This is a genomic window from Ferroacidibacillus organovorans (assembly GCF_001516615.1).
Classification (GTDB): Bacteria; Bacillota; Bacilli; order Alicyclobacillales; family SLC66; genus Ferroacidibacillus; species Ferroacidibacillus ferrooxidans_B.
This window is the reverse complement of the sequence record NZ_LPVJ01000051.1, coordinates 23973-45317: the sequence shown is the minus strand read 5'-3', so window position 1 is coordinate 45317 and position 21345 is coordinate 23973. Positions and strand designations below refer to the sequence as shown.

Genomic DNA, 21345 nt, shown 5'->3' with positions numbered 1-21345 from the left:
GTACGAACTATGGTAGCACATGCTTCGCAGACTTTCGATGAGAATCTTATTCCATAGAAACTAGAATGACCCAACACATTGGGTCACTCTATCATACGAAACTCGTATTCGTCAAATGTCGACAAAAGGTCCTGTTCGTTACTCAAAAAATTTAGAATAACGCTTAGAATCTACTCATTTTTACGTGGCCGTTCGTAACGCGTGGACAGTTCTTCAAGAACATCTGACAGCGGGATTCCCATTTGTCTCAGCGTGACAAACAGATGATACAGCAAGTCAGCCGCTTCATAACGAATCTCTGAGGGATCGTTATTTTTGGCGGCGAGAATGACTTCAGACGTTTCTTCTCCAAGCTTTTTGAGAATCTTGTCGATGCCCTTTTCAAACAGATAGGTCGTGTACGCTCCTTCTGGCCGCTCCTTGTAGCGCAGATCGATCAGTGCCTCAAGCGCTGCGAGCACGCTGTAAGCCGGCTCCTTTATTACACCGTCAAAACAAGAGTAAGAGCCTGTGTGGCAGGCTGGTCCGCTTGGCAAGACGCGATATAAAAGTGCATCCTGATCACAGTCGCGATGTATCGAAACAATCGATTGGCGATTGCCAGATGTCGCGCCTTTATTCCAGAGCGTTTTTCGGGAACGACTGTAAAGCCACGTCTCACCCGTCTCAAGCGTCAGGGCGACAGCCTCGCGATTCGCGTAGGCAAGTGTCAGAACCGCGTTGGTCTGTGCATCCTGCAAGATCACTGGAACAAGTCCGTCACGGTCATAGCCGATCTGATCCAGTTCAAAATCAACGTTTATCATCGAACTGCAATCCCCCTTTCGCGAAGATGTTTTTTAACTTCCGGAATCGATGTTTCCGAAAAATGAAAAATGGATGCGGCAAGCGCAGCATCGGCCTTGCCTTCTGTGAATACATCATAAAAATGATTTGCACGCCCCGCGCCGCCAGAGGCGATGACAGGAATGCTCACTGCATCCGCAATCGCACGGGTAAGCGCCAAATCGTAGCCGTCGCGTTGCCCGTCCTCATCAAAACTTGTGACAAGCAGTTCTCCTGCACCGCGCTCCTGCACTTCCCTGGCCCACGCGACGGCATCCTTTCCCGTGTTGCTGCGGCCACCACTCACGAGCACATCCCACGATTGATCCGCCCTCCGTTTAGCGTCAATCGCAATCACGACACACTGCGACCCGAAACGCTTCGCCGACTCCGAGATCAATTCAGGGTTTTTGACTGCAGCCGAGTTGAGCGAAACTTTGTCTGCCCCCGCCCGCAGGACATCGCGAACTTCTTCGACCGATCCGATCCCGCCGCCGACAGTAAAAGGAATAAAAACCTGGGCAGCCGTCTCGCGCACAATGTCAAGCATCGTCCGCCTTCCCTCGTGAGTTGCCGAAATGTCGAGCATCACAAGTTCATCTGCACCCTGTTCATCATATCTTTTAGCAAGGACGACTGGATCTCCGGCATCTCGCTCATTCGCAAAAAAGGACTGAAACTTCACCACGCGTCCATGCCGCACATCAAAACACGGGATAATTCGCTTCGTAATCACGCGCCGTTTACACCTCCCCGCTGTTAAGACTCACTGCGTCACGCAGCGACAGCCGTCCGTCGAGCAGCGCTTTTCCCAGGATCACGCCCGCAATCCCCGCGTCTGCGCACGCCATGATCCGTCTCACATCATCCAGATCTTTAACGCCGCCAGATACGATCACAGACAACCCCGAGTCTCTGGCGAGTTCCAAAGAGCGCTCCAGGGAGGCGCCAGCGAGTGTTCCGTCTTTTGCGATGTCCGTATGGATGCAGTCATCAAATCCAAGTTCGCGCAGCGTTGTCGCGAGCGCGTTTGCCTCAAGCGCTTCTTCCGCAAGCCATCCGCCTGTCGCAACCCTTCCGTTGCGCGCGTCGATTCCAACCGTGACGCTGTTTCCATACGTTTTGCGGTAGCGTCCCGCAACTTCTGGTGACCGTGCCGCAACCGTGCCAAGGATCACCCGCCATACGCCAAGCTTCAGCCAGTACTCGATATCTGCGTCCGTTCGAATGCCGCCACCAAGTTCAATGCGAAGATCTGTTTCTTCGATAATCTCGCGGATGCACGCTGCAGATTGCGCAGTGCGAGTGCCACTGCGCGCCGCGTCCAAATCAACAATGTGCAGATGTGTAGCACCATTCTCTTTATAGCTTTTCGCAAGCTTGCGCGGGTCACCGTAGGATGTGACCTGCGCGTAATCGCCTTGATAGAGGCGAACCGCATCCCCCTGAAGGAGGTCAATCGCGGGCAAAATGTACACGCTCTTTCTCCCCTTACACCGATGCTTTAGACCTCGTATCATCGCTCACCAGACGGTTTTGATCCGGGTAGACGGCAAACTGTTTCAAAAGTTTAAGACCTGTATTTGAACTCTTTTCCGGATGAAACTGCATGCCGACAATGTTCTTCTGTGCAACGATCGCCGGTACATCGACACCGTATTCCGCTGTTGCAAGAAGGATCGAATCATCTGCGACGCGCACATAGTAACTGTGGACAAAATACGCATAGGCTTCGCCCTCGAGTGAGCGGGTGAGTGGATGCCGACGCGTGGGTGTCAGTTGGTTCCATCCTACCTGAGGAATTTTATGCGGTCCTGGAATGCGCTCGACGCGGCCTGGCAAGAGTCCAAGTCCCGCGTGATCACCGTGCTCAGTGCTTGCGTCAAAGAGCAACTGCATGCCAAGACAGATGCCAAGAAGCGGTCGGTTTGACGCGGCGAACGCCTGAATCGCGGTCACGAGATCGCGCTCATGAAGCAATTCCATCGCATCGCCAAACGCGCCAACACCAGGAATCAACAGGCGATCCAATGCGTCAAGCTCAGACGGGGATTGCACGATCAAAGCTGGTTCGCCCAGATAGTCAAACGCCTTTTTTACACTAAACAGATTCCCGACACCATAATCGAGGATACCGATCACCGCGCAACACTTCCTTCACATAGCGAACGGCGGATACGCGAAACGACATCGTCCACTTCGCTTCCGCGAACTTGATAGCTGCGTCGATTGGCAATGAGACGCGTCGAAATGTCATGCAGAGACACAAGTTCAATCAACCCATTTTCCTTCAGCGTGCGCCCAGTCTCAACCAGGTCCACGATGCAGTCTGATAGACCGATGATCGGCGCCAGTTCCACGCTGCCAGTCAGCGGTATGATCTCGATCTGGCGGCCGAGTGTCCGAAAATAGTCTTGCGCATAGCGCGGATATTTTGTGGCGACTCGCGTCACCCGCTTGACGTCAAGCCCTGACTGGCCTGCCACAACAATGCGACAGCGACCATCCTGCAAATCGATCAACTCATGGACATCAGCCTGCGTCTCATAGAGCACGTCCTTGCCCACAACCCCGAGATCCGCGGCGCCGTGTTCGACATACACAGGCACGTCAGACGGCTTTGCCAACAAGTAGCGCAAAGGGTGCTCTTCATCTTCAAGCACCAGTTTGCGCGTGCCAAGCAACTCCTCCGGCGGCGAAAATCCGGCGGCTCGCAAACGCTGTATTGTATCATCGAGAATGCGTCCTTTTGCGAGTGCGACCGTCAGCATCAAACCCCTCCCTCCCTCAAAAATGTGCGGTAATCTGCAAGCAGATGCGGATCGCCATGCGCACTCGCATGCGCCCCACCTATCTCAAGCACACGTGCGCTGCCGCCAAAACGCGCTCTGTCTGACGCTTTATCTGCGTCCATCGCATCCAGGCGCACGCGTTCAGTGCGAACGATTCCGCCTTTTTTCCTCAGCCACTCTGCAAACGAGAGGGCAGGCAGACGCGCATCCTTTGCATAGCGCACCACAACCAGTCCTTCCTCTGCCTGTGGCTCTGCGACAACGCGCATGAGACGTTCAACAAATAGTGCACAGCCGGTGGCGGGTAACGGTCGATCAAAACTTGCCAGAAGGTTATCGTATCTTCCACCTACACAGATCGGCTGCCCCAAATGTTCAGCATACCCTTCAAATACCAATCCCGTATAATAATCGTGATCGAGAACGAGTCCCATATCCACATGCACACACTCGAGCACCCCGTATAGTTCAAGCAAGTCAAAAAGCGCCAGCAGGTCGTCAAAACACGCCTGCCCTGCCGGATCGGTCGCAGCGTTTCGCGCTTGAAAAAGAGCCGCACGCGTTCCGCGCACCCGCGGAAGCGACAATACAGCGTCATACCATGCCTCGCGTTGATAAGACTTCAACTCTGTTTCGTACTGCACCCAGTCCTTATCAAGCATCGCCTGGCGCAAACTGTGCGCAAGGGTTTCAGGTATTTTTTCAAACAGCGCCTGCACGTATCCAGTATGACCAATCGCGATCCGAAACGTCTGGATGCCAAGCGCCTGCAGACTGCGCACAGCAAGCGCGATCACCTCGCATCTGCCTCAAGCCCCTCATCGCCGATGCACTCAAACCCTGCCTGCGTCGCTTCAATCGTCTGTTTCGCGCGCAGCGTCGGCGTCTGATACGTTTTTGCCGCATACATCAGACGCAGCGGCAAGGGTTCGCGCGCAAGCAGTGTAGCCGCCACACGCGCGACAGGCGTCGTCATTTCAGGCCGCAGCGCGAGCGTGTGGCCTGATGGATCAAACGTGCGAAACAGCCGTTCTTCATCATCTCGCAAAAGTCCAAATTGAAACGTCCGTGAATACTCAAGCATCGGCGTTTCAATTTCGCCGTAACCAAACGTCTTCGCAGTATTGCGAACGGCATGGATGATCTGATTGCGTTGACGCATTGCACTCCCAAAGAAATCTCGCGTCCCTACTGGTCGCTCCCATGCGCGTGCCATTCGTTCTCGCCCTTTTCTGTTCGCTTTAGTGATTTACCAAACTAAAGTATATTCTTGTACGATCCTATCACTCGGTCCTTGCCGCTGTCAATGAGCGGACAATACGCGCAGGCACACCTGCCGCAAATACGCCAGGCGGGATATCTGTCGTCACAACGGAGCCGGCCCCAATGACGCTGCCATCTCCAATCGAAACACCCGCGAGGATCGTTGAATTCGCTCCAATCATTACCTCATCGCCAATGGCAACCCTTCCGAAGCGGTACTCTCGAACGAGGTATTCATGTGTGAGGATCGTTGTTCGGAATCCGATGACACAGTTTCGTCCAATAGAAATCCAGTCAGGTCTTAGCACATCGAGCGTCACATCAAGCGCAATCGCTGTATGCGCACCAATTTGCACCCCAAGCAGCCGTCGATAGATCGTGTTTTTTAGCGACAGACTGGGACAAATGCGAATGATTCGTTGGATAAGCACAGCCTTCAGGACACGAAAAAAAGGCATCGTCTCATAGAGACGATACAGTGGATTACAGGGTTCTTTTCCGGCTTGTTCAGGTAAGCGATAGACATATAACCTGCGCGTCTCCATCACCTCCGACGCGCACAGTATGTCACGGCGAGCCGTTTTTTACCCAAAACGTCGTGCAGCATGCGCGATCGCACATCTGTCTAATCTTCGTGGGCGTCCATGGAGGACATCAATTTCTCCGAGAGCTCACGCGCCGCGTTATATCCCATGCGCTTAAGACGCTGATTCATCGCCGCCACTTCGATGATGATCGCAAGGTTTCGACCTGGTCGCACAGGGATGATCAGGCAAGTCAAATCCACATCGAGAATACGCCGTTTCTCTTCATCCAGTCCTAGCCTGTCATACGATCGATCATCTTGCCACGCCTCGAGTTCGATAATCATCTCAATCTTCTTGTGCGTGCGAATCGCGCCTGCGCCAAACAAGGTCATCGCGTTTAGCACGCCAAGTCCGCGAATCTCCAACAGATGCTGCAAAAGGGGCGGCGCCATCCCCACCAACGTGTCCTCAGAAATCTGGCGAATCTCCACGGCGTCATCTGCCACCATGCGGTGACCGCGCTTTAGTAGTTCAAGCGCCGTCTCGCTCTTGCCTATACCGCTTGATCCGGTCATCAAGATGCCGATCCCATACACGTCCACCAGCACCCCGTGGACGAGCGTCTCTGGGGCGAGGTGGAGTTCAAGAAAGGTTGTGATCTGGGCGATAAATTTTGGTGTCGAGAGTCGCGTCCGAAGAAGCGGAATGCCACATCGTTCCGCCTCTTCACGCAGTTCATCTGAAATTTCCTGGTTGCGCGTCACAACGATACAAGGAGTCTGTTCAAAACTGCAGATCCGGCTCAACCGTTCACGCGCATCCATCGCGTCAATGGAGTTTAGGAAAGCAAGTTCTGTGCGTCCCAGCACCTGCACACGATCCGCTGGATAGTAAACGAGAAATCCAGCGAGTCCAAGCCCCGGACGATTGATCTCCTCAGAGTTGATCGTCCGGGCCAAACCGATTCCGCTGCCAATCAGTTCGAGACTCAACTCTTCCACGAGCTGAGCGACAGTGACAAACCCGCTCATCGAAAAGTCCACTTCCCCTCCTAAGCTCCGATCTTAAGGAGAGTCATCACAGAATCGACAGTTCTGTCTCCTTGTCAAACATGTGAATCTTGCTCATATCCATCGCAAGTTTCACCTTCTCCGACGCGTGAACGTCGCTGCGTGCAACGATCCGCCCCGTCACCTGCTGCCCACTGAGATCCATCATCAAGTACATTTCCGATCCCATGTGTTCAACCACTTCGATTACCGCTTCAAACACACCGCCTGGGTAGGTCTCCATGTAGACAGGCTCATCGTGGATGTGTTCCGGACGGATGCCGAGCACCATTTCTTTTCCGACCGCACCCGCTGCGCGCACCGCTTCATGTCGTCCCTCCGGAATTTCCAGCGACAGGCCAGTTGCAACAAAGAGCAGTTTGCCGTTTTGCTCCTCCACTCGGCCATTGATAAAGTTCATCGACGGGGATCCGATAAATCCGGCCACAAACAGATTGCGCGGATGATTGTAGATCTCTTGTGGAGTCGCCACCTGTTGAATGAAACCATCTTTCATGACAACAATGCGATCACCCATCGTCATCGCTTCGGTCTGGTCATGTGTGACATAGATGAATGTCGTTTGCAGTCGCTTGTGAAGTTTGCTGATCTCTGTGCGCATCGCGACGCGCAACTTTGCGTCAAGGTTTGAGAGTGGCTCGTCCATCAAAAAGGCCTGCGGTTCGCGAACAATCGCACGCCCCAGCGCGACGCGCTGGCGTTGACCGCCAGAGAGCGCTTTTGGCTTTCTCGTCAACAGGTGCGTGATATCGAGGATTTGTGCCGCATCGCGCACGCGCTTGTCAATCTCAGCTTTTGGGAAACGCCGCAGTTTGAGTCCGAACGCCATGTTTTGATACACCGTCATGTGCGGGTAGAGCGCGTAGTTCTGAAACACCATCGCGATATCGCGATCTTTTGGGGCGACGTCATTCATTCGGCGCTGCCCAATCATCAAATCGCCATCTGAAATCTCTTCGAGTCCCGCGATCATGCGAAGTGTGGTGGATTTACCACAACCCGATGGACCGACCAGGACGATAAACTCTTTATCTGCAATCTCAAGATTAAAATCTGTCACCGCGACAACGTTACCAGAATACCGTTTGTATACATTTTTCAAAATTACTTCTGCCAAGGCGGTGAGCCCCTTTCGCATAGTCGATGCGTTTCACTACTTTCGGTAGTATAGCCCGACTTGCCCACAACCCACCATATGGCACTCTACACAAAGTTCCACACCAATGTTTAGGCAGTTCGCGCGCCGAAAAATGGGGCGATTCAAAGTTTGCGCAGGAGAAGAGCCGCCCACACCGTCACCGCATCGGCAAATCGACGAACATCATAGCCAGTCAATTCCCGGATGCGTTCAATCCGGTACAGCAAGCTGTTGCGGTGCAAGTAGAGTTTGCGCGCGGTTTCGCTCATGTTCAAATCACATGCAACAAACGTCATGACCGTCTGCTCAAGTTCCGCCCCAAGCGTCATCGTGACCGACGGCGTGATCGTATGCGCCGCATACGCCTGACGCAAATGCGGGCGAAGGCCAAACAGCAGCTCATAAACGCCCAATCCCTGCACAGTGAGAACCCGCAATTCCGGCGTGAGTGCTTCCGCTGTCATCGCGACAAAAAGCATCCGTCGTAGCGTAAGAAGCAGTTCCGGCAGACTGCGCACTGCCCCGCTGTACACCGCTCGCGCATCGATGAATGATTCTGAGGCGAGCCCGTCGACAAGCGCCTCAGCCGTCTCTTTTGGGCCCTGTGCATCCTCATCCGCATGCACAGGCAAGACGCACACGACAAGCGCTTGGTCATAGGTGACATACAACTCACCGGAAGACGCTTCGGCAAGCGAGTTCAATGCGCTTTGCAGTTCCTGTCGCGTGTTTTCTTTCGGCGCATCGTGAGGCCGCACGCCAACCAGATGGACAGGCCAACTCCACGGAACAGGCGTTTCTTCAACCTCATCCTCAATCCGGATCGCGCGCGGAAATGGCTCCGGCGCCTCTCGCAGTGCGGCGTGAATCTCTTCTTGCCACCGCGGTTTCTCCACCATTTCCTCATGGCGGTTTGTGAGCAATAGGTATAGCAGCGCCTCTTCCGTTTTCGTCAAATTCGAAACAGGATACGTCACATAGTGTCTCTTGCCCTGTTCCACCCAGGCAAAACAGCGTTGGTCACGCACGGTGCATCCGTGCACCATCTCGTCAAACGGCTCTGCCTGAAATGCTTCCGGAGGCTCATTTCTAATCGACAGACGTCCCGCAAAAACGCGTTCGAGTTCGCGAATATAGCTCATCTCGGTTCAAAGCCTCCCCACTTTGCTACGCGTCGGCTGAGCGAAACACCACGCGGTCGCCAAATTCCAAAAGCGCGGGAGATTCAGCGTTCCACTGCCACAGTGAAGAGGGCGCAGGATCGACAAGCATTCCCACAATCCACCACCCCCCCGCGCTGGCTGAAGGTAGATTCCCGTGTATCCGGCAGCAATCGCCACCGCGCCAGAAAACACCTGCGCGCGCGGAACGGCCTTGCGAGGCAGATGAAGCGTTTGCAAAAGGCCTTTTAAATAAGCAAATCCCGGAACAAAACCCGCGGCATCCACGATGTACGTCGGTTTGACATGAAGCGCAATCACGTCTGGGGCGGAAAGCCCGACACGCTGCGCAACCTCATCCAGATCCGTATCGGCACCGCCATAGCGCACAGTGCACACATGCGTCTTTGCTGAACGCATTGCTGTCACTGTTTTACCTTGTTTTGTATCGTTTAGCCACGCGCAGATCATTGCATAAAGCGTCTCCCGGCAAAAGAGGTCTTCACGGATGCGAGGCGACACCTGTAGATAAAGCATCGCCTCACTCCCCACGCACACGATCTCCCGCAACCAGCCTGGACGCTTTGCAACCACCAATGCATGGCGCAAATCGTGAGGGACTCCCTCAACGAGCACCGCCTCGTCGCCAAACCACGTGACGCGCATCTCAGGCAATCGGCGCGCCAAGCGGCACCGCTCGCTCTGGCGTGAGCAGAGTAACCGCCCCATCTTCATGCACGGCGCCAAGTACCAGCACTTCCGAAGTGAATCCACCAATCACGCGCGGTGGAAAATTCACGACGGCAACGACCAGACGCCCGATCAGATCTTCTGGTTGATATTGGACCGTGAGTTGCGCCGAGCTCTTTTTGACACCAAGCGCGCCAAAGTCGATTGTCAGCTGATAGGCGGGTTTTTTCGCTTTTGGATGAAGATTAGCCGTAAGAATCTTTCCCACCCGCACATCAAGCGCGGAGAATGAATCGTAGGTCGTCCCCTCTTTTCGCTCCAAGGCATCATCCGCTGCCAATTGCAAAGCCCCTTTTCTGCGATGGACTGCATGCGTCTTTTCTCATTCATCCTAGCGCGACTGTTTCCCGAAATCTCGCGCGGGCGCGGTCCCGCTCAAGCACAGGCGCGAGATACTGCCCCGTATAAGACTCTGGCGTCTGTGCGATCTTCTCAGGCGTGCCGCTCGCGACAAGCCGCCCGCCCTGATCGCCTCCTTCGGGTCCTAAATCGATCAGATGGTCAGCCGTTTTGATCACATCCAGATTATGTTCGATCACAACCACCGTATCCCCTGCATCGACCAACCGCTGAAGCACGATGAGCAGTCGCTCAATGTCTGCCGCGTGAAGTCCTGTCGTTGGCTCATCCAGAATGTACATTGTGCGCCCCGTGCTGCGGCGATGAAGTTCTGACGCAAGCTTTACGCGTTGCGCCTCCCCGCCTGACATGGTTGTCGCAGGCTGGCCCAGGCGCATGTAATTGAGTCCCACATCAGAGAGCGTCTGCAGCTTGCGCGCAATCTTGGGAACGTTCTCGAAATACACAAGCGCCTCTTCCACTGTCATGTCCAGCACGTCCGCAATTGACCGCCCTTTATAGTGAACCTCAAGCGTTTCGCGGTTATAGCGACGTCCTTTGCAAACTTCACACGGAACATACACATCCGGCAGAAAATGCATCTCTATTTTAATTATGCCGTCTCCTCGGCACGCCTCACACCGACCGCCGCGCACGTTAAAACTGAAGCGCCCCTTTTTATACCCGCGGATTTTCGCCTCCTGCGTCGTCGCAAACACATCGCGGATGTCGTCAAACACCCCAGTGTACGTTGCCGGATTTGATCGCGGCGTGCGCCCGATCGGCGACTGGTCGATGTCAACTACTTTGTCAAGGTGCTCAAGCCCGCGAATCTCATCGTGTCGTCCAGCGCGTATCCGCGCGCGATTGAGCTTTCCCGCAAGCGCTTTGTGCAAAATCTCATTGACCAGCGTGCTTTTACCGGATCCCGAAACGCCCGTCACACAGGTGAATACACCGAGCGGAAAGCGCACCGTGAGGTTTTTTAGATTGTTTTCTTTTGCGCCGCGAATCTCAATCGCTCGGCCATCCGACTGGCGGCGAACAGGAGGAATAGGAATCGAGCGGCGACCGCTGAGATACATCCCCGTGATAGAGTGGGGGTGTTCCATCACTTCCTGCACCGTTCCCTGCGCCACGACATGGCCTCCGTGTTCACCCGCGCCAGGTCCGATATCAATAATTTGATCGGCCGCAAACATCGTATCCTCGTCATGCTCCACGACGATCAGCGTGTTGCCAAGATCGCGCATCTGCGTAAGCGTGCGGATCAGTCGCGCGTTGTCGCGCTGGTGAAGTCCAATGCTCGGTTCATCCAGAATGTACAGTACGCCGACAAGGCTTGAACCGATCTGCGTCGCGAGCCGGATGCGCTGCGCCTCCCCGCCTGACAGCGTGCCCGCCGCGCGCGCTAACGTCAGATAGTTGAGTCCCACATCCCGCAAAAACCCGAGTCGAGCGCTGATTTCCTTGAGGATCAGGTGCGCAATCTGCCGCTCTTTTTCCGTAAGGACAAGTCCCTCAAAAAATGCGATCGCCTCGACAATCGAACGCTCTGTGACATCCGCGATCGACGCGCCCGCGATGCGCACGGCGAGGCTCTCCGGTTTCAGGCGTTTTCCCCGACAGGCCGGGCATGGCCGACTGCTCATGAACTCTTCGACAAACTCGCGAATGAAGTCAGACGCCGTCTCGCGATAGCGTCGTTCGAGGTTGTGCACCACGCCCTCAAAGGGAACTTCCGCCTGTTTGACCTGACCAAAATCATTTTCATAGACAAACTTGATCTTTTGGCCCGGAATGCCATAAAGAAGCTGGTCAAGCGCAGCCTGATCCACATCCTTGATCGGCACATCTGTCGCGATGCCAAGGTGCCTGCAGGCGCTCTCAAGCAGTCGTGGGTAGTAGGTTGAGGTCGTTCCCGCCCACGGCACGATACCGCCTTCATCAATCGTTTTATTCGGATCGGGAATGACCAAATCCAAATCGACCTCTTGCTTTGCGCCAAGCCCCGTGCACGCCTCGCAAGCGCCAAAAGGACTGTTGAACGAGAACATGCGGGGAGCTAACTCTTCGACACTGTATCCACAGTTCGGGCAGGCGAGGTTCTGGCTGAACAAAAGCTCCTCCTGCTCCAGCACATCGACAATCACCGTCCCACCCGACAGCGTGAGTGCACTTTCCAAAGACTCTGCAATGCGCGGACGCACGTCATCTTTTACAATAATTCGGTCAATCACGACAGCGATCGTGTGTTTTTTGTTCTTTTCAAGCCTGATCTCTTCACCCAACTCGCGCAGTTCGCCGTCGACGCGCACCCGCACATAGCCACTTCGCGCCAGGTCCTCAAAGACCTTTTGGTGCTCACCCTTTTTTCCCGTGACGACAGGTGCGAGGATTTGAATCCGCGCGCGCTCCGGAAGTGAGAGAACGCGATCGACCATCTGATCGATCGTTTGCGACGAAATCGGAGTTCCGCACTTCGGACAGTGTGGAACTCCGATGCGCGCGAAGAGCAGCCGAAGATAATCGTAGATCTCCGTCACAGTGCCAACAGTTGAGCGAGGGTTGCGGCTCGTCGTTTTTTGATCGATGCTGATCGCTGGAGAAAGGCCCTCTATGGAGTCCACATCCGGCTTGTCCATCTGTCCCAAAAATTGACGAGCATACGCCGAGAGAGACTCGACATATCTTCTCTGCCCCTCCGCGTACAGCGTGTCAAACGCAAGGGACGATTTTCCTGAGCCGCTGAGTCCGGTGAGAATCACCAGCTTATCGCGCGGAATGACCACATCTATGTTCTTCAAGTTGTGCGCGCGCGCGCCTTTGATCACAATCGATTCGTGTGCCATTCGGGCCTCCAGACAAGTCTTGTCATTAATCGCAAGCGCGATCTCCCGCGCCGCGCATTCTCGCGCGTCTGTCAAGACGCTGACAATTCAATTACCATATCGCGCAATTCAGCCGCCCGTTCAAACTGCAACGCTTTGGCTGCCTCTTTCATCTCTTTTTCCAGGCGGCCGATCAACTCGCGGCGCTCCGCCTTTGTCATCTTGGCGACCTTCGTGGAAAGTTCCTCCCCTTCTGACACGAGTTTTGTCGCCTCAATCACATCGCGCACCGCCTTGTGAATCGTCCGCGGCGTGATGCCATGCGCTTCATTGTAGGCCGCCTGAATTTTCCGCCGGCGCTCCGTCTCTGAAATTGCCTGCTTCATCGATTCCGTCTGAACATCCGCATACATGATCACCTCGCCCGCCGCGTTGCGCGCGGCGCGCCCGATCGTCTGGATCAGCGACCGCCAGGCGCGCAGAAAACCTTCTTTATCGGCATCAAGAATGGCGACGAGTGAAACCTCTGGCAGATCGAGCCCTTCGCGCAAGAGGTTGATCCCGATCAGTACGTCAAACACACCGATCCGCAAATCTCTCAGAATCGCCATGCGTTCAAGCGTCTTGATATCGCTGTGCAAGTAGCGGACCTTGATCCCCACTTCTTTCAAATAATCGGTAAGGTCCTCGGACATCTTTTTCGTAAGCGTCGTCACGAGAACACGCTCCTGACGCGCGATCCGCTTGCGAATCTCCCCGATCAGGTCATCAATCTGCCCCTTGATCGGCCGAACCGTGATCAGCGGGTCGAGCAACCCGGTGGGACGGATAATCTGCTCGACTTTTTGCGAGCTCACCTTCAACTCGTAATCTCCGGGCGTTGCCGAGACAAAAATTGTCTGGTATTTGTACATGGAGAGTTCCTCAAACCGAAGTGGACGATTGTCGGCTGCAGAAGGCAGACGGAATCCGTGTTCAATCAGCGTTAACTTCCGCGAGCGATCCCCGCCATACATGCCGTGTAGTTGTGGAATGGTCACGTGCGACTCGTCAATCACAAGAAGAAAGTCGTCCGGAAAATAATCAAACAGCGTATAGGGAGGATCTCCGGCCGAGCGACCGTCTAAATGGCGCGAATAGTTTTCAATGCCAGAACAAAAGCCAACCTCTTGCATCATCTCGAGATCGTAGTTTGTACGCTGCTCAAGTCGCTGCGCCTCAAGCAATCGACCGGCAGACCGCAAATCGGAGAGCCGCTCTTCGAGTTCCGCGCGAATCGAGGCCGCCGCTCGCTCAATCGTCTCTTTCCCCGAGACATAGTGAGAAGCCGGAAAAATGGCGACATGCTCTCGCCTGCCGATAATCTCACCGGTCAAGATGTCAACCTCCGTGATGCGTTCAATCTCTTCGCCAAAAAATTCGACGCGAAGCGCCTGCTCTCCGCGCGATGCCGGAACGATCTCTACGACATCGCCGCGAACGCGAAACGTGCCGCGCACAAAGTTCACATCATTGCGTTCATACTGCATATCAACAAGCCTGCGCAACATCTCGTTGCGCGGTTTCTCCATGCCCACGCGCAACGAAAGAACATTTTCTTTATAGCGAAACGGCGATCCCAGACCGAAGATGCTGGAGACGCTCGCGACGACAAGGACATCATTGCGCTCAAAAAGCGAACTTGTCGCAGAGTGTCTGAGTTTGTCGATCTCATCATTCGTTTTCGCATCTTTTTCAATAAACGTATCGGTGTGCGGAATATACGCTTCCGGTTGATAATAATCGTAGTAGCTGACAAAGTACTCAACCGCATTTTTTGGAAAAAACTCTTTAAACTCGGACGTGAGCTGCGCAGCAAGCGTCTTGTTGTGCGCAATCACAAGGGTCGGCTTGTTGATCTTTGCGACGACATTGGCAATGGTAAACGTCTTGCCCGAGCCTGTGACGCCAAGCAGTGTCTGAAAGCGATCGCCTTTTTGAATGCCCGACGCCAATTGTTCAATCGCCTTCGGTTGATCCCCCGTCGGCTCATATTCAGACACCAATTCAAACGATCCTGGCAGTGCCATCGCAAACAGCCTCCCGTCATCACCCATCATCTCTACGCATTATATACGATCATACGTTCGATGGAAATGGGAACAGACAGAGATTGCCGCGCAATTTTGCGTCCAATCGCGCCACCTTCACAACATACTTCACAAAGCCCGGTCTCAAGGGTGCTGTGGCACACCATTTTTCAGCGATTTCGACTGCAGCGCGACTGGGATTTGCGGGTTGCTAGGCGTCGTGTTTTGTGAAAGCAGCGTATGGCGATTTACACCGATCGACGGTGCAATCGCAGCGAGCGCGTCAGGCCCTGCACCAAATGATGACTCCCCTTGTTGCAGGGAATAGGTGCTGCGCAAAATGACAATGTTGACGCGACGGTTCTGTTGTCTCCCCACAGAGGTGAGATTCGTCGCAACCGGATGGTACTGACCGTAGCCGACAGCGCTCAGGCGCGTCGGATTGATCCCAAACTGTATCAAATCTTCAACGACATTGAGTGCGCGGCCTGTTGACAACTCCCAATTGGATGGAAATTGCGCAGTGTGAATCGGAACATTGTCTGTGTACCCTTCGATCTGTATCTGGTTGGACAGGGTCTGCAGAAATGGAACGAGCTGTTGCAAAATGTGAACCGCTTGTGGGCGAATCTGGTCCTGACCCGTCGCAAAAAGGACGACATCCTTCAGCGTGATTTGAATCCCCCGCTGTTGATTGGAAATGGATAGGCTGTTTTCTAGCCCGCGCTTTGAGACAAACTGTTGCAACTCCTGGTAGAGCTTCGAAAACTTCACGTCTTCCCTGAGGACATTTTGAAGTTGCAACATTTGCGCTTTGCTTCCCGCTTTCAGACTGAAACCCTGACTATGCCCCTGCGTCGGATTTTCTGCCGCAAGAAGCGCCGTCTTCCCCAGTCCTTGAAGGGGAATTTGATTGCTTGGGTTGAGCGCCGCATTCAGCGATTCGGAGAGCGTCATAAACTTCGCCACATCAACCTTTGACATGGCGTACATAATGACAAAAAAGATGAGCAAGAGTGTAATCAAGTCAGAGTAAGTAATCAACCAGCGTTCAGAGTTCTCTTTAACGACTGCCTTTTTTCTTTTACGCATTCGCTACCTCCGACTCGGTGGCCGCTGCCCCTTTCCTGTCTTGATTGCGTTCACGCATGCGCGGCGCGAGGAAAACCTTCAGCTTTTGATCCAATACAGTCGGATTCTCCCCAGCCTGGATCGACAGCACACCCTCTACCATGATCTCGCGCAACAAGATCTCTTCCTTTGATCGCTGCTTGAGCTTTGAAGCGAGCGGCAACCAAAGGAGATTTGCGCTTCCAACCCCATAAAGCGTTGCAATAAACGCCGTCGCAATGAGTGGGCCTAGTGTGCTGACACTCGTCAGATTGCTCAAAACATGAATGAGCCCAGTCACCGTTCCGATAATCCCCATGGTCGGCGCGAAACCGCCCGCCGCCTCAAAAACGGCGACACCCGCTTCATGCCGCGTCTCCATGTAGCCGATCTCTGTCTCAAGAATGCTGCGTACAAGTTCTGGGTCGACGCCATCGACCACGAGTTGAACCGCATTCTTAAAGAACAAATCCTGCATCCCTTCCAACTTGTCCTCAAGCGAAAGAATGCCCTCGCGCCTGGCAGACGTCGCCAGCGCCACAAGCTGCTCAATCGCTGCCAAGTTGTCAAGTTTCTGTTGTTTGAACGCAACGCTGAAAAGCGACCCCACCATCTTCAATTGTTTTGCGGAAAATGAGATGATGACAGCGCCCGCCGTTCCGCCAAATACGATAATAGCGGCAGAGAGACCCAATAATGCGAGCGGAGAACCGCCTTCCATGACAAACGCGACAATCAGCGAAGCAAACCCGAGTATGATGCCGCCTATGGTTGTAAGATCCATCCTCTAACTCCCTTATCGCGATTAAATTCACGCGAATGATCCACGTATGAGAAACCACATATCCAGGTTCTAAATAAATGTCCACGCTATGCGATGGTATGGCAAATCTTTGGACAATCCCCCGCGAACACTGGCAGATCACGGGGAAAAATACTGCAATCAGGCGGGGGTTTCAACCGTTCGTTCTCCTGCATCGACACTTCGCCAGAGTTTAAAGAATCGGCCCTGCTTTCCAACACTAAGCACATTCGTCTCGGTTACTCCACGCTCGTCAGGCACAAACACGCAGCCGAGATGGTGGGGATCGCGTTCAAAAATTGGCGTTCCAATCCACCTCATTTCCCCGCGCGAGTCGATGACCTCAAGCTTTACATACGCTGGATTCTGGTCGATCGCAAAATGCAGGTCATACGGGCTATTCACCGGCATGCCACCAACACGCGCAATCGTCTCTCCAGGCGTCAGACCAATGCGCTTGGCAGGCGTCCCAGAGAGTGTGGCGAGAATTCGCACACCAGACTTTGGACGAACATAGAGCGGGGACTGCGCCTCTTCCCGCATGACCTGGAATCTTTCAAGCCATGCGTGTGACAGAAGCGCCAACAGCGCGACAATGGTCAATCCAGGCGTTGAGTGGCGCAAAAAAAACAAGGCTATCGCCAGAAGGATTGTGTATAGGCTGATCGACACGCCACCTAAAAAGAAAACGCGTTGCGGCGGCGAACCGAGCGCGATCCCCGTGCGATTCGGCAGAACACTAAACGGAACACTTCCAAGCGCAAAAATCGGCAACGGCCAGAATCCCTGCAACAAAAAGGCGCCCACGATTTGTCCACGGCGACTTTTCATCAAAAACGGAGAAGCGATACCCATCTGCAAAAATGTGGCAACCCCCTCGACCGCATTGGCCGCAGCAATCAGCACCAAAAGGGAAAAAGGATGCAGCGCGCGAAGCCAGACCGCCACCTGCGGCGCGTTTCCAGGTACCCACCAGGCGCTGACAAGACCCGCGAGCGCAACCAGCGAACCACTATAAGAAACGCACGCCAACCGCATATCAATCAGCGAGAAGAGCGTCCCGAGCACCCAGACGCTGACGCCGTCCTGCCAACTGAACGGCACGTGTGCATAGTCAAACGCCGCACTGATCGCGATCCCTGCAAGCAGGCCAATGCCGATACTGCGAAACGCGTGCAAAACATCGCGAGTCACCTTGATCCCAAGTGTTGCGCGCTCCAAATGACGCTGTCGAAGATGTTGAATCCCAGCAAGCAAAAGCGTAACGAGGTAAAACCACGGAAAGTGTAAGAGCGCGAGAAGGCCGTGAAGAACCATGAACGGAATCACCTCTCTCGCACAGATCATCGATCAAACAGCAATGGAACTTGGCCATAAAAAAGCAACCGAGCCATCCTCGGTTGCTATAATTCGACACAAAGCGCACCGCTTCCTGCTCATCCTCCGAGTTTCTGATCAAGATACCCAAGGGCCGTCTGCAATGCCGGATCATCCCGCACGCGCAACCTGAGCAGCGCGACATTCAATGCGTATGCGGTAGCGCCACTGACCGTCCCTGTAGCCTTCACGCCGTGCATCTTTTGAAACGCCGTGACCGCCTGCTCCGTCTGCAAACTGTAATAGCCATCCGTTCGCCCAGGATTGTATCCGAGCGCGAGTAACATCCGCTGGAGGACCGCGATGCTGACACTCGACTGATCAAGTGCATACGGTCGCCGAAGTGTCACGGGAAGCGGCGGCAGATGATAGAAGGCAGGCGTCGCAACATTCATGGACGGCGCGATTCCCACGTGGTGAATCCATGTCCCCTTTGGGGTCAGCCATTTGGCAACCGTCAGTTTCAAGCTCGATCCGTCTGCGAATTCTTGCGTTTCTTGCACCGTCCCCTTGCCGTAGGTGCGCTCACCGATTAAGGGAACTCCACCAGAATCATGTAGCGCCGCCGCCAGAATCTCCGCCGCGCTGGCGCTGTTGCCGTTGATCAAGCACACCATCGGCAGCTTGATTCCATTACCAGTCGCGTGGAGTGCTTGAATCTGATGATTGCGGTTCTCCACTTCAACAATCGTCTTCCCACGCGCTAACAGATCGTTTGCGATCTGCCCGACACTTGACAAAAGCCCTCCCGGATCATCCCGCACATCAATAATCAGACCGCGCGCGCCCTCTTGTTTTAGAATGTTCAAATCACGCGCAAACGCGTTCGCCGTGTCTTCGCTAAATTGTGTGATCAATAGATATCCAATGCGATTCGGGAACATCTTCGCATATACGGTCGACTGATGAAGATTCGCCCGTTGAACGCGAATGTGCAGTGTTGAAGAACCGCGCCGCAAAGTCAAGGTTGCGTAGCTGCCAACCTTTCCGCGAATGCGCTCGACCACCTGCAAAAGTGACATTCCATCCGTATTGCTGCCATTCACTTGCGTCAGAATATCGCCTGACCGCACACCTGCGCGATCGGCAGGTGAACCAGGAAGGACGGAACTTATGACGATTTGCCCTGACTCATAGGAGAGCACTGCGCCAATCCCTTGGAAATGCGAACTGACCATCTCGCGAAAACGCGCCGTCATCGCTGGATTCATATATTGGGAGAAGGGGTCGTGCAACGTATCCATCATTCCGGAGATCATGCCGTGAATCAGTTCATTCGGATCGACCTGGCGATAATACGACGTCGTCAAGAGACGATACGTAGACATAAACTGCCTGTAGGCGGGTTGGCTCGCGAGCGGAGAAAAGTCTGCGCCCACGGTGCGAAGCGTGAGAACCGTTGCCGCCGCCGTCAGTGCAATGGTACCCAGAAATTTTGAAACGCGGGCGATTTTCACATCACATCACCTGTCCTTTTCACGCAGCAAACCGCGTCCCATCAATGGGACACCATCACTTTATGCGGACAGGTTCAACCTTGAGAACTCATTCGACGCCTTTTACACACACGACAAACTGCCACGGGAGGTATCGACGCTACAATTTAGACGCGAAGAAAGCGGCGCATCGAAAAGAGGCTGCCCCATATCCCCATGAACAAACCGCATGCGACAAGCACCCATACGACATGCGTAACCACAAGCGAATACGGAACGAGCGTAAACGGCGGAAACAATTGAACGGTCTGCGAAATCCAGCGATAAAGCTCGTACAGTGCAACGCTTGGAATGGCCGCGCCGACAAGACCCATCAGTGTTCCCTCAACAAAAAACGGACCGCGAATAAACCCGTTTGTCGCGCCGACCAGTTTCATGATCTCGATCTCGCGTCGCCTCGTGAAGATGGTGATGCGAATCGTATTGGATATGAGAAACATTCCGAGCACAAGCAAGCCTCCGATCAAAATGACAGCCGCATCCCGCGCGACGTTCATGATCGTCAAAAGTTTCGGGAGGAAACTCTGGCCATATTGGACACTCTCAATTCCCGGCGTATTCTGCACCTCTTTGGCAACTGCCGCCGTCTCCTGAGGATTCAAAGCGTTTAGGATATAGGCGTTTGGCAGTGGGTTTCCAAGCCCTGCCATAATATCCGCATTGCTCTTTAAAAGCTTCTTCATTTGCTTTAGCGCTTGCACCTTTGACACAAAACGCACAGAGCGAACTCCCCTCAAATGCGAGAGCCGCTTTTCAAGCGCGGGAAGCGCCTTGACCGGAACCGTATTGCTTACATATGCGTTAATCTGCAACTGACTCTCGATATTGAGGGAGATGTTTTGCACATTCAGACTGAGCAGGATGGATCCACCCAAAATGAATAACGTGACGGCAACCGCACTGATCGACGCAAACGTCATCCAGCCATTGCGAAACAGATTGCGCGTTCCTTCCCGTACATGTCGTCCAATCGTCCTAATCTTCATAGCCGTATTCCCCACGTTCCTGATCGCGCACAATGCGACCTTGTTCAATCGCGATAACGCGCTTGCGAACAGAATTGACAAGTTCGCGGTTGTGTGTCGCCATGACGATCGTTGTTCCGCGATCGTTGACGCGTTGAAACAGTTTCATAATTGTCCACGAGTTGTCCGGGTCGAGATTGCCTGTAGGCTCATCTGCGATAATCACACTCGGTTTGTTGACGAGTGCGCGCGCGATCCCGACACGCTGTTGCTCGCCACCTGAGAGTTCACGGGGCAGCATGTTCGCTTTTTCGCTGAGGCCAACAAGCTCCAAGACTTCAGAGACCCGCTTTTGAATCGTCTTTCGCGAAGCTTCAATAACTTCAAGCGCGAACGATACATTCTCGTATACCGTCAAGGGTTGTAACAGTTTATAATCCTGAAACACCACCCCGATATGCCTGCGCATCATGGGGATTTGTCTTTCACGCAATCGCTCGATATTGAATCCGCCGACAAAAATTTGACCTTTCGTCGGCCTCTCTTCACGGTACATGAGTTTGATAAAGGTCGATTTGCCAGCGCCGCTTGGGCCGACCACGTAGCAAAATTCCCCTTGCGCGATCCGCACGGAAATGCCAGAGAGCGCGGCGACACCGTTCCCGTACTCTTTCCAGACGTCCTGCATCTCGATCATGAAAATCCTCCAATGAATAATTCGACAGGCGCTGCTTCGCGACTCATTCGACAGCGCGATTCGACATTCTACATTCGACATCGCTTGCCAAAAACCCTGTGGTAGATTCTTCATTTCTGATATTCTTGTATATA

At 53.9% G+C, this 21345-nt stretch carries 19 protein-coding genes and 1 pseudogene; all 20 read right to left on the bottom strand.

The window, feature by feature from the left end; genetic code table 11:
- Positions 1–170: 170 nt before the first annotated feature.
- Positions 171–806 (bottom strand): bifunctional phosphoribosyl-AMP cyclohydrolase/phosphoribosyl-ATP diphosphatase HisIE, encoded by a 636-nt coding sequence (hisIE, locus tag ATW55_RS10960; RefSeq protein WP_067717263.1) that lies wholly within the window; start codon positions 804–806, stop codon positions 171–173.
- Positions 803–1561, bottom strand: a complete 759-nt coding sequence (gene hisF / locus ATW55_RS10955) for an imidazole glycerol phosphate synthase subunit HisF (RefSeq protein ID WP_067717260.1) — start codon at positions 1559–1561, stop codon at positions 803–805. The genes hisIE and hisF overlap by 4 nt, the downstream gene beginning before the upstream one ends.
- A gap of 7 nt (positions 1562–1568) precedes the next feature.
- Entirely contained in the window at positions 1569–2303 is a 735-nt protein-coding gene (locus ATW55_RS10950) for a HisA/HisF-related TIM barrel protein (RefSeq protein ID WP_067717257.1), read from the bottom strand.
- Between the two features lie 13 nt (positions 2304–2316).
- On the bottom strand, positions 2317–2967 hold the full coding sequence (hisH, locus tag ATW55_RS10945; RefSeq protein ID WP_067717253.1) for an imidazole glycerol phosphate synthase subunit HisH: 651 nt from the start codon (positions 2965–2967) through the stop codon (positions 2317–2319).
- Positions 2964–3596: an ATP phosphoribosyltransferase gene (gene hisG / locus ATW55_RS10940; protein WP_067717250.1), complete on the bottom strand. Its 633-nt coding sequence runs from the start codon at positions 3594–3596 to the stop codon at positions 2964–2966. The genes hisH and hisG overlap by 4 nt, the downstream gene beginning before the upstream one ends.
- Positions 3596–4779 (bottom strand): annotated as a pseudogene (gene hisZ / locus ATW55_RS10935) (ATP phosphoribosyltransferase regulatory subunit). The gene hisG and the pseudogene hisZ overlap by 1 nt, the downstream one beginning before the upstream one ends.
- A gap of 121 nt (positions 4780–4900) precedes the next feature.
- Positions 4901–5425 (bottom strand): acyltransferase, encoded by a 525-nt coding sequence (locus ATW55_RS10925; RefSeq protein ID WP_067717242.1) that lies wholly within the window; start codon positions 5423–5425, stop codon positions 4901–4903.
- 80 nt (positions 5426–5505) lie between these two features.
- Positions 5506–6438 (bottom strand): HPr(Ser) kinase/phosphatase, encoded by a 933-nt coding sequence (hprK, locus tag ATW55_RS10920; RefSeq protein ID WP_067717385.1) that lies wholly within the window; start codon positions 6436–6438, stop codon positions 5506–5508.
- Between the two features lie 46 nt (positions 6439–6484).
- Positions 6485–7594 carry an ABC transporter ATP-binding protein gene (locus ATW55_RS10915; RefSeq protein WP_067717239.1) on the bottom strand — a complete coding sequence of 370 codons (1110 nt, stop codon included), beginning with the start codon at positions 7592–7594 and terminating at the stop codon, positions 6485–6487.
- A 143-nt stretch (positions 7595–7737) separates the two neighbouring features.
- Complete coding sequence (locus ATW55_RS10910) at positions 7738–8757, bottom strand: PucR family transcriptional regulator (protein WP_067717236.1); 1020 nt, start codon at positions 8755–8757, stop codon at positions 7738–7740.
- 6 nt (positions 8758–8763) lie between these two features.
- The gene (locus tag ATW55_RS10905; protein WP_067717233.1) at positions 8764–9462 is read right to left on the bottom strand and encodes a carboxyltransferase domain-containing protein; all 699 of its coding nucleotides are present in this window, start codon (positions 9460–9462) and stop codon (positions 8764–8766) included.
- Complete coding sequence (locus ATW55_RS10900; protein WP_235587096.1) at positions 9443–9805, bottom strand: tRNA-binding protein; 363 nt, start codon at positions 9803–9805, stop codon at positions 9443–9445. Before ATW55_RS10900 ends, ATW55_RS10905 begins: the two co-directional genes overlap by 20 nt.
- Before the next feature lie 46 nt (positions 9806–9851).
- The gene (gene uvrA / locus ATW55_RS10895; RefSeq protein WP_067717381.1) at positions 9852–12716 is read right to left on the bottom strand and encodes an excinuclease ABC subunit UvrA; all 2865 of its coding nucleotides are present in this window, start codon (positions 12714–12716) and stop codon (positions 9852–9854) included.
- A gap of 71 nt (positions 12717–12787) precedes the next feature.
- A complete protein-coding gene (gene uvrB, locus ATW55_RS10890) occupies positions 12788–14764 on the bottom strand; it encodes an excinuclease ABC subunit UvrB (protein ID WP_067717378.1) in 1977 nt (658 codons plus the stop codon).
- 144 nt (positions 14765–14908) lie between these two features.
- Entirely contained in the window at positions 14909–15856 is a 948-nt protein-coding gene (locus ATW55_RS10885; RefSeq protein ID WP_067717230.1) for a flagellar motor protein MotB, read from the bottom strand.
- Complete coding sequence (locus tag ATW55_RS10880; protein ID WP_067717227.1) at positions 15849–16658, bottom strand: flagellar motor protein; 810 nt, start codon at positions 16656–16658, stop codon at positions 15849–15851. The genes ATW55_RS10885 and ATW55_RS10880 overlap by 8 nt, the downstream gene beginning before the upstream one ends.
- A gap of 159 nt (positions 16659–16817) precedes the next feature.
- On the bottom strand, positions 16818–17993 hold the full coding sequence (locus ATW55_RS10875) for a PDZ domain-containing protein (RefSeq protein ID WP_067717224.1): 1176 nt from the start codon (positions 17991–17993) through the stop codon (positions 16818–16820).
- Between the two features lie 119 nt (positions 17994–18112).
- Positions 18113–19510: a S41 family peptidase gene (locus ATW55_RS10870; RefSeq protein ID WP_067717221.1), complete on the bottom strand. Its 1398-nt coding sequence runs from the start codon at positions 19508–19510 to the stop codon at positions 18113–18115.
- A 146-nt stretch (positions 19511–19656) separates the two neighbouring features.
- On the bottom strand, positions 19657–20535 hold the full coding sequence (gene ftsX, locus ATW55_RS10865) for a permease-like cell division protein FtsX (RefSeq protein WP_067717218.1): 879 nt from the start codon (positions 20533–20535) through the stop codon (positions 19657–19659).
- Complete coding sequence (gene ftsE / locus ATW55_RS10860; RefSeq protein ID WP_067717215.1) at positions 20525–21211, bottom strand: cell division ATP-binding protein FtsE; 687 nt, start codon at positions 21209–21211, stop codon at positions 20525–20527. The genes ftsX and ftsE overlap by 11 nt, the downstream gene beginning before the upstream one ends.
- Positions 21212–21345 lie beyond the last annotated feature (134 nt).

What these genes read in the sequence shown, in the direction of transcription:
- hisIE (WP_067717263.1), bottom strand. Translation starts at nt 806, where the DNA reads ATGATAAACGTTGATTTTGAACTGGATCAGATCGGCTATGACCGTGAC.
- hisG (WP_067717250.1), bottom strand. Translation starts at nt 3,596, where the DNA reads ATGCTGACGGTCGCACTCGCAAAAGGACGCATTCTCGATGATACAATA.
- ATW55_RS10925 (WP_067717242.1), bottom strand. Translation starts at nt 5,425, where the DNA reads ATGGAGACGCGCAGGTTATATGTCTATCGCTTACCTGAACAAGCCGGA.
- hprK (WP_067717385.1), bottom strand. Translation starts at nt 6,438, where the DNA reads ATGAGCGGGTTTGTCACTGTCGCTCAGCTCGTGGAAGAGTTGAGTCTC.
- ATW55_RS10910 (WP_067717236.1), bottom strand. Translation starts at nt 8,757, where the DNA reads ATGAGCTATATTCGCGAACTCGAACGCGTTTTTGCGGGACGTCTGTCG.
- uvrA (WP_067717381.1), bottom strand. Translation starts at nt 12,716, where the DNA reads ATGGCACACGAATCGATTGTGATCAAAGGCGCGCGCGCGCACAACTTG.
- uvrB (WP_067717378.1), bottom strand. Translation starts at nt 14,764, where the DNA reads ATGGCACTGCCAGGATCGTTTGAATTGGTGTCTGAATATGAGCCGACG.
- ATW55_RS10885 (WP_067717230.1), bottom strand. Translation starts at nt 15,856, where the DNA reads ATGCGTAAAAGAAAAAAGGCAGTCGTTAAAGAGAACTCTGAACGCTGG.
- ATW55_RS10880 (WP_067717227.1), bottom strand. Translation starts at nt 16,658, where the DNA reads ATGGATCTTACAACCATAGGCGGCATCATACTCGGGTTTGCTTCGCTG.
- ATW55_RS10875 (WP_067717224.1), bottom strand. Translation starts at nt 17,993, where the DNA reads ATGGTTCTTCACGGCCTTCTCGCGCTCTTACACTTTCCGTGGTTTTAC.
- ftsX (WP_067717218.1), bottom strand. Translation starts at nt 20,535, where the DNA reads ATGAAGATTAGGACGATTGGACGACATGTACGGGAAGGAACGCGCAAT.
- ftsE (WP_067717215.1), bottom strand. Translation starts at nt 21,211, where the DNA reads ATGATCGAGATGCAGGACGTCTGGAAAGAGTACGGGAACGGTGTCGCC.